Source organism: Streptococcus pseudopneumoniae, assembly GCF_001072925.1.
Taxonomy (GTDB): domain Bacteria; phylum Bacillota; class Bacilli; order Lactobacillales; family Streptococcaceae; genus Streptococcus; species Streptococcus pseudopneumoniae_Q.
On sequence record NZ_JVHE01000127.1, the window covers coordinates 66,064 to 75,385 of the forward strand.

Genomic DNA, 9,322 nt, shown 5'->3' on the forward strand with positions numbered 1-9,322 from the left:
AATAACTATGTCACTAAAAGATAAATTTGATAAGTTTATAGATTATTTCACTGAAGATGGAGAAGAGGTGGCACCAAGCGTTGCTGAGTTAAAGTCTGAACAAACCTTAACCTCAGTTTCGGCTCCGAAGGAAGAACTTCCACGAGCTCAACAGTCACCACAATCTTCACAAGTGAATTCTAAAGAGAAAAATATTACGCGCCTTCATGCTCGTCAGCAAGAGTTGGCGATGCAGAGCCATCGTAGCACAGAAAAGGTAACTATTGATGTTCGTTATCCTCGTCGCTACGAAGATGCAACAGATATCGTTGATTTGTTGGCAGGCAACGAAAGTATTCTCATTGACTTCCAATATATGACTGAAGTACAAGCGCGCCGCTGTCTAGATTACTTAGACGGAGCTCGTCATGTGCTAGCTGGTGAATTAAGAAAGGTTGCAAATACTATGTATCTTTTGACACCAGTAGGAGTTGTGGTTAATATTGAAGACATTCGCTTGCCTGATGGTTCTCACGGTGAAGAGTTTGATTTTGATATGAAGAGAAATCGAGTGAAATAATGATTTTTCTAATTCATTTTATACAGAATGCTGCAACTATCTATTCATGGATACTTGTAGCTTTTGCTCTATTATCTTGGTTTCCCAATGCCTATGATACAGCACTAGGTCGTTTGTTGACTAGCTTAGTCAAACCGATCCTTCAACCCTTGAGACGTCTGCCCCTAAGTATTGGTGGTATTGATTTTTCAGTTTGGGTGGCTGTCATTTTAGTTCATTTAGTCGGTAACTATTTGATCCGTTTTCTTTTAATACTAGCATGAGAAAAGATATTTATCAGCATTTCTCAGTCGAGGATATTCCTTTCATTGATAAGGGATTGGAGTGGCTTAGGCAGGTAGAAGAGCACTACGCTCCCATCCTAACTCCCTTTATCAACCCCCATCAGGTCTTTATTTTAAAGACATTGGGGAATCATCAAGGGATTCAAGTTTTTTCAAGCAACGATTTTGTACCTAGTGAGTATAGCCGTGTGCTTCTTGCACCAGATTATTTCATACCGACTTTGATGGACTTTGAAATGGAATTGCTTGAGATTGTTTATTCTAGTAAGTTCGACCAATTGACACATGCCAAGATTTTAGGAACTGTTCTGAATCGTTTGGGAATTGATCGCAAATTGTTTGGTGATATTTTAGTTACGGAGAATAGGGCCCAAATCATTGTGGACCAAAAATTCACTTCTCTCTTTCAAGATGGGATTCAAAAGATTGCTAGATTACCTGTCAAACTAGAAGTCGTATCTTTTGAAGAATTGGTAGAAGCCGTGAGTGATTATCAGGAAAAGGAAGTTTTAGTTCCGAGTATGCGCTTGGATGCTTTCTTATCAAATGTTCTGAAATTGTCTCGCTCGCAGACAGCTGATTTATTAGAAAGAAAATATGTTCAGGTAAATTACCATCTGGTTGAAAAATCTGACTACCAAGTTAAGTTAGGTGATTTAGTAAGTGTCAGACGTTTTGGACGGATTATCTTACTCAAAGAAAATGGTCAAACCAAAAAAGATAAGAAAAAAATAACAGTCCAATTACTACTAAGTAAGTGAGAAGAAAAATGTCGATTACACCACAAGAAATTATTGATAAAGCTTTCTCCATTAAATTCAGAGGCTATAATAAGGAAGAAGTTGACGAATTTTTGGATAAGATTTATTTTGACTATGAGGAACTAGTCCGTTACAAGGATGAAACTGAAGTCTATATCAAAAGATTAGAAGAACGTCTTTCGTCTTTTACTGATGATTTTCCTAAAAGAACAGTGACAAACGAGCAAGAACCAGAACCATTGAATGATTCTATTTTTTATTAAGTAAGTGAGGAAAAATATGCCAATTACATCGTTAGAAATCAAGGATAAAACCTTTAGTACCAAGTTTAGAGGTTTTAATCCTGAAGAAGTTGATGAATTTCTAGATATTGTTGTTCGTGATTATGAAACGCTTGTTCGTAGTAACCATGAAAAAGAGCAACACATTAAAAATTTAGAGGAACGTTTGTCTTATTTCGATGAGATTAAGGAGTCATTGAGCCAGTCTGTATTGATTGCTCAAGATACTGCAGAACGTGTCAAACAAGCTGCCAATGAACGCTCTCAAAATATCCTTAAACAGGCTGAACAAGATGCTCAGCGTCTGCTTGATGAAGCTAAGTATAAGGCTAATGAAATCTTGCGTCAAGCTACGGATAATGCTAAGAAGGTTGCAGTAGAGACAGAAGAATTAAAGAATAAGAGCCGTGTCTTCCATCAACGTTTGAAATCTACGATTGAGAGTCAATTGGCCATTGTAGACTCTTCTGACTGGGAAGAAATTTTGCGTCCGACAGCAACTTACCTTCAAACAAGTGACGAAGCTTTTAAAGAAGTTGTCGGAGAAGTTTTGGGTGAAGATGTAACTGGATATCATGATGAAGAACCAATTGACATGACTCGTCAGTTTTCACCAGAGGAAGTAGCAGAGCTCCAAGCTCGCATTGAAGCAGCTAATCGAGAATTGGCTGAATCACAAAAAGAAACAGTTCCAGATACTGCTAGTTCAGTAGTAGAAGGAGTCGTTTCTTCAAACCAAGATTCTCAACCAGCACCCTTGACAGAATCTATTGATCTTTTATAAGAAAGAAAATCTGAGAACAAGATCTAACCAAACATATTTACAGCGAGTAGGCGACGGTGGAAGTCCTACAATCCCTGTTGATTAGATTATCCTCTCAAGTTATCAAGTCTGAAGTTAGTAGGATTTGACGTTTCCCACGTTACGGGAAAAGAGGGAGAAAGACTAGTTCTTTTTCCGAACAAAGGTGGTACCACGATTTTCGTCCTTTTTAGCGAGTCGTGGTTTTTATTTTGTCTATATAAAAAAGGAGATATCATGAAACTCAAAGAAACTTTAAATCTTGGGAAAACTGACTTCCCAATGCGTGCAGGTCTTCCAACCAAAGAGCCAGTTTGGCAAAAAGAATGGGAAGAAGCAAAATTGTACCAACGCCGTCAAGAATTAAATGAGGGAAAACCTCATTTCACTCTTCATGATGGCCCTCCATACGCTAACGGAAATATCCACGTTGGTCATGCTATGAACAAGATTTCAAAAGATATCATTGTTCGTTCTAAGTCTATGTCAGGATTCTACGCACCATACATCCCGGGTTGGGATACACACGGACTACCAATCGAGCAAGTTTTGGCAAAACAAGGTGTCAAACGTAAAGAGATGGATTTGGTTGAATACTTGAAACTTTGCCGTGAATACGCTCTTTCTCAAGTAGATAAACAACGCGAAGACTTCAAACGTTTAGGTGTTTCTGGTGACTGGGAAAATCCATATGTAACTTTGACCCCTGACTATGAAGCAGCGCAAATTCGTGTCTTCGGTGAGATGGCTAACAAGGGCTATATCTACCGTGGTGCCAAGCCAGTTTACTGGTCATGGTCATCTGAGTCAGCTCTTGCTGAAGCAGAAATTGAATACCATGACTTGGTTTCAACATCACTGTACTATGCCAACAAGATTAAAGATGGTAAAGGTGTCCTAGACACTGATACTTACATCGTTGTTTGGACAACAACTCCATTTACTATCACTGCTTCTCGTGGTTTGACTGTTGGTGCGGATATTGATTACGTTTTGGTTCAACCTGCTGGTGAAACTCGTAAGTTTGTGGTTGCTGCTGAATTGTTGAACAGCTTGTCTGAGAAATTTGGCTGGACTGATGTTCAAGTTTTGGCGACTTATCGTGGTCAAGAATTGAACCATATCGTGACAGAACACCCATGGGATACTGCAGTAGATGAACTCGTTATCCTTGGTGACCACGTTACAACTGACTCAGGTACAGGTATCGTCCATACAGCTCCTGGTTTTGGTGAGGACGACTACAATGTTGGTGTGGCTAATGGTCTTGAAGTTGCTGTGACAGTTAACGAACGCGGAATCATGATGGCTAATGCTGGCGCTGAGTTCGAAGGTCAATTCTATGACAAGGTGGTTCCAACTGTTATCGAGAAACTAGGCAACCTCCTTCTTGCTCAAGAAGAAATCTCTCACTCATACCCATTTGACTGGCGTACGAAAAAACCAATCATCTGGCGTGCAGTGCCACAATGGTTTGCCTCAGTTTCAAAATTCCGTCAAGAAATCCTGGATGAAATTGAAAAAGTGAAATTCCATTCAGAATGGGGTAAAGTCCGTCTTTACAACATGATTCGTGACCGTGGTGACTGGGTTATCTCTCGTCAACGTGCTTGGGGTGTTCCACTTCCGATCTTCTATGCTGAAGACGGCACACCAATCATGACAGCTGAAACGATTGAGCATGTAGCTCAACTCTTTGAAGAGCATGGTTCCATCATCTGGTGGGAACGTGATGCTAAAGACCTCTTGCCAGAAGGATTTACACATCCAGGTTCACCAAATGGTGAGTTCAAGAAAGAAACAGACATCATGGACGTTTGGTTTGACTCAGGTTCATCATGGAATGGTGTCGTGGTTAACCGACCGGAACTCAAATACCCAGCTGACCTCTACCTTGAAGGTTCAGACCAATACCGTGGTTGGTTCAACTCTTCACTTATCACATCTGTGGCGAACCATGGTGTGGCACCATACAAACAAATCTTGTCACAAGGATTTGCTCTTGATGGTAAAGGTGAAAAGATGTCTAAATCTCTTGGAAATACCATTGCTCCAAGCGATGTTGAGAAACAATTTGGTGCTGAAATCTTGCGTCTCTGGGTAACAAGTGTTGACTCAAGCAACGACGTGCGTATCTCTATGGATATCTTGAGCCAAGTCTCTGAGACTTACCGTAAGATCCGTAATACCCTTCGTTTCTTGATTGCTAACACTTCTGATTTTAACCCAGCTGAGGATGCAGTAACTTACGAAGAACTTCGTTCAGTTGATAAGTACATGACCATCCGCTTTAACCAGCTTGTTAAGACCATTCGTGATGCTTATGCCAACTTTGAATTCTTGACCATCTACAAGGCGCTTGTTAACTTTATCAACGTTGATTTGTCTGCCTTCTACCTTGATTTTGCCAAAGATGTTGTCTACATCGAGGGTGCCAAATCACTTGAACGCTGTCAAATGCAAACTGTCTTCTACGATATCCTTGTAAAAATCACCAAACTCTTGACACCAATCCTTCCTCACACTGCAGAAGAAATCTGGTCATATCTTGAGTTTGAAGCTGAAGACTTCGTTCAATTATCAGAATTGCCAGAAGCTCAAACATTTGCTAACCAAGAGGAAATCTTGGACACATGGGCAGCCTTCATGGACTTCCGTGGTCAAGCTCAAAAAGCCTTGGAAGAAGCTCGTAATGCCAAAGTAATTGGTAAATCCCTTGAAGCTCATTTGACAGTTTATCCAAACGAAGTCGTGAAAACTCTTCTTGGAGCTGTTGATAGCAATGTAGCTCAACTCTTGATCGTCTCAGAATTGACTATCGCAGAAGGACCAGCTCCAGAAGGTGCAGTAGCCTTTGAAGATGTGGCCTTTACAGTTGAACGCGCTGCAGGTGAAGTATGTGATCGTTGCCGTCGTATCGATCCAAGTACAGCAGAACGTAGCTATAACGCAACCATCTGTGACCACTGTGCAAGTATCGTTGAAGAAAACTTTGCGAACGCAGTGGCTGAAGGCTTTGAAGTGAAATAAATTTATATACTGGAGGTTGGGACAAAAGATCCCGACCTCATTTTTTATTAGGAATCAAACTTTGACGCGGTAGATGATTGAACTTTTTGTTCGTCTTTTATACTCTTCGAAAATCAAATTCAAACCACGTCAGCGTCGCCTTGCCGTACTCAGGTACAGCCTGCGGCTAGCTTCCTAGTTTGCTCTTTGATTTTCATTGAGTATTAGACTCGAAAAAGCTTCTAATCATCCTCGCGGGACTGGGACTACGAAATCGAGACTTTGTCTATCGATTTCTGTCCCACCGCCTTTTTTATGGAGTGAATACTCTCTTATTTTAGAAAATAGAAACTAAAATGTTTTTAGATCTGATATAAATCCTTTTTGTAAAAAATATGTAAACAATCACAAATAAAATAAAAATAAGTTTTTAAAAAACGCATAAAATAAAAATTGACAAAAAATCACTATTTTCAATGTTTTTCAGGACTAATCAATCTTATTTTTACATCAAAAATACTTGTATTTATAGGTTGAAAAGGATACCAAGCATATGTATTTATATAAAATAGAACTTTTTTAAAAAATAAAACAAATAATTTGAATATTGAAAGCGAATAAGTTATAATGGTTCTGTATGTGAAATACAATATTACAAAAATAAAAAAGGAGATACGTGATGTATTTTAACCGTAAAAATGCGGAACAAAAGAACTGGCGGATGATCAAAAAAGGAAAACATTTCTTGTTTGGTTGTTCGCTAGTATTTGCAGTTGGAGCAACTTTAGCTACTCCAACGGTTCACGCTGATAATGTAGAAGCTAAGGCAGAAGCTACAACTTCAGCAACACAAGCTGAACCTACTGCAGAGGCGCCTACCTATGCGGCACCAGCAGCAACTAGCCCAGCAGAGACTGCTCCAGTAGAAGCAAATTCTGTAACAACTGCAGTTTCTGTTGACAAGTCTCAACTAGAAGCTGTTTTAGTACAAGCTAAAGCTAAAAGCTTGGAAGGTCAAGAAGCTTCGGTTAAAGCTGAAGTAACAGCTGCAATTGCAGAAGCTGAAGCATTAGTTGCGAACGGAACTGCAAGCCAAGAACAAGTCAACCAAAGTGTTGAACGCTTGAATCAAGCAGTGGCAAGCGTGAAGGAAGTTACTGAAGCAACAGTTGAAACAACAACTGAAGCAGCATCTGAAGAAACTACAGATTCTTCAGAAACTCCTAAAGTCAGAAACAAACGTGCGACTTCTGAAGGAACATCACGTGCAGTTGATGAAACAAGACTTGATCGTGTTACAGTAACGAAAGATAACTTTGATAGTTTCTTTAAAGAAGGTGGTACGGCAAATTATGATGAAACATCTGGCACAATTAAATTAACAGATGACGTGTCAGGTCAAGTTGGTAGTGCTTACCTTCGTTTTAAAATTGATCCTAGGGAAGACTTTACCTTTACTGGTAAGGTAGATATTGGTGATAAATACGAAGGTCATACTGTAGGTAGTCGTCCAGGTGGTGATGGAGTCGGCTTCGTCTTCCATACAGGTAATGTAGATACTATTGGTCAATCCGGAGCGTCTATTGGTATGGGTACTATCAAAAATGCCTTTGGTTTCAAACTGGACTCATGGCATAATACCTCGAATCCAAATGCTAACCAAAATGCATCAGCCGATCCAAAATATGGAAACGGACGTAAAATAAATGGAAAATTTGAGTGGGAGCAAAATGCCTTCGGTTCATTCTACTCATCAAATAATGCTGGTAGGGTAACGACAAGTAGCTCAGCAGCAAAAGCTCTAAATCCAAAACCTAATGGCGAATGGGTAGACTTTAAAATTGAATATAAAGGTCAATCAAAAGAGTTTATTGTAACTTACGGTTCTGAAAAATGGTCAACTAATTTGAAGACTGCGAATGCTTCAATCATGGAACCAACTGCTAAGACTGCTCTTAACAACTCAAATGCAACTTATGCGTTGTCATTCTTAGGAAGTACAGGTTCTGGTACTAACTTGCAACGTGTACAAATCGAAAAATTTGAGTTTACAGCACCACAAATCGTACAAGTAGCTTTCTATGATGAATCAGGAAAAGAGATTGCGGCAAGTAGTGCGATTCCAGGAGATAGAGATCAAGTTATTAACTTGAACTCTGTTGAAGCAGTTCAAAAAGCTATTAGCAAATTAGAAGCTAAAGGGTACACACTAAAAGAAGTTAATTCTAAAAAAGCAGAGACATACAATGCTGGTGCTAATACTGTAACGCTTAGAAGTGGCGGACAGTTATTGAAGTATGTATTTGCAGTAAAAGATACAACACCGCCAGCAGCACCAACTGTAAATCCAGTTAAGGCAGGCGCTACTGCTATTACAGGTACAGCTGAAGCAGGTTCAACCGTAGAGGTTACTCTTCCAAATGGACAAAAAGCTTCTACAAAAGCAGGTGACAATGGTGAGTTTTCAATCCCAGTTCCAGCTTTGAATGCTGATGATCAAATTAGTGTTACAGCAACAGATGCTGCAAATAATACATCAACTCCAACTAAAGTTACTGTAAAAGAGACAGTTCGTCCAACCTTACACATTCCATATGATGATCCTGCGACACAAGCCATTTATGTTTACTCTGGTGAAGAAAATAATATTGAGCTAAAGGTAACTGATAATTCAGGTAAGATTGTAAAAGCTTATCTAGCTTTGCCGCAAGATAACCGAAGTGGGCTTGGTGCAGAAGACACTACCTTCTTAAACGGTAGAAATAAAGGTGGTTTGTATCTTAAGACTGAAGGTATTCATGTAGAAACTACTGCTACAGAGTCAACTCCAGCTATCGTTCGAGTAACTGGTGAAGTTCCTAAGAACACTTACACAGAAAGTAACGGACAACTCACTCGTTACCTATTTGCTGAAGATGCAGCGGGTAATACAAGCTATGAACATGTTGGTGATGCGACTACACCAGGACAACTTGGACGTATCCGTTTTATGTGGAAACCACAAACTTTCAAATATAACGCACAAGCGCCATCAACACCTATTACATCAAACACTGTTCCAGAAGCGAGTGCTATTGAAAAAGCTGTTAAAGATGCTAACCCAACTTTCAGCGACAAGATTGAAAGTGTTACTTTAGATGGTACGAATGTTAAGGTGACTTATAAGGATGGAAGTACAGATGTTATTCCAGCAAACTCAGTATTCACAATTGAACCAACTGCACCTACAGTAACACCAGTTAAAAATCCATCAAGTCTAACTCAACCAGAAAAAGATGCCGTTAAGAAAGCTGTAGAAACAGCGAACCCAAGTGCAACTAAGGTTGAAGTAGGTCAAGATGGTACCACAACATTAACCTACTCAAATGGTTCAACGGCTACCTTGAAACCAGCCCAAACTGTCAGTCAAGCAGATGTTACAGCTCCAGCAGCACCAAGTGTGAACCCAGTTAAAGCTGGAGATGAAGCAATCACAGGTAAAGCTGAGCCAGGTTCAACAGTAGAAGTTACTCTTCCAGGCGGAGCTAAGAAATCAGCGACAGCCGGTGAAGACGGAAGCTTCAGCATTCCAGTCGCAGGCTTGAATGAAAACGACGAAGTTACTGTAACAGCAACAGACGCAGCTA

The 9,322-nt window shown here is 39.9% G+C and carries 7 protein-coding genes; all 7 read left to right on the plus strand.

The window, feature by feature from the left end; all coding sequences use genetic code 11:
* Positions 1-7: 7 nt before the first annotated feature.
* On the plus strand, positions 8-559 hold the full coding sequence (locus ADH81_RS10305) for a cell division protein SepF (RefSeq protein ID WP_049510385.1): 552 nt from the start codon (positions 8-10) through the stop codon (positions 557-559).
* Positions 559-822, plus strand: coding sequence for a YggT family protein (locus tag ADH81_RS10310; protein WP_049528910.1), 264 nt, complete (start codon positions 559-561; stop codon positions 820-822). The genes ADH81_RS10305 and ADH81_RS10310 overlap by 1 nt, the downstream gene beginning before the upstream one ends.
* Positions 819-1,604: an RNA-binding protein gene (locus ADH81_RS10315; RefSeq protein ID WP_049528913.1), complete on the plus strand. Its 786-nt coding sequence runs from the start codon at positions 819-821 to the stop codon at positions 1,602-1,604. The genes ADH81_RS10310 and ADH81_RS10315 overlap by 4 nt, the downstream gene beginning before the upstream one ends.
* Before the next feature lie 8 nt (positions 1,605-1,612).
* Positions 1,613-1,867, plus strand: coding sequence for a DivIVA domain-containing protein (locus tag ADH81_RS10320; protein WP_049528916.1), 255 nt, complete (start codon positions 1,613-1,615; stop codon positions 1,865-1,867).
* 16 nt (positions 1,868-1,883) lie between these two features.
* Complete coding sequence (locus ADH81_RS10325) at positions 1,884-2,669, plus strand: DivIVA domain-containing protein (protein WP_049503972.1); 786 nt, start codon at positions 1,884-1,886, stop codon at positions 2,667-2,669.
* Positions 2,670-2,924: 255 nt separating this feature from the next.
* Positions 2,925-5,717 carry an isoleucine--tRNA ligase gene (gene ileS, locus ADH81_RS10330; RefSeq protein WP_049528918.1) on the plus strand — a complete coding sequence of 931 codons (2,793 nt, stop codon included), beginning with the start codon at positions 2,925-2,927 and terminating at the stop codon, positions 5,715-5,717.
* A 658-nt stretch (positions 5,718-6,375) separates the two neighbouring features.
* A partial coding sequence (locus tag ADH81_RS10335; protein WP_049528921.1) for a lectin-like domain-containing protein occupies positions 6,376-9,322 on the plus strand: 2,947 nt, incomplete at its 3' end.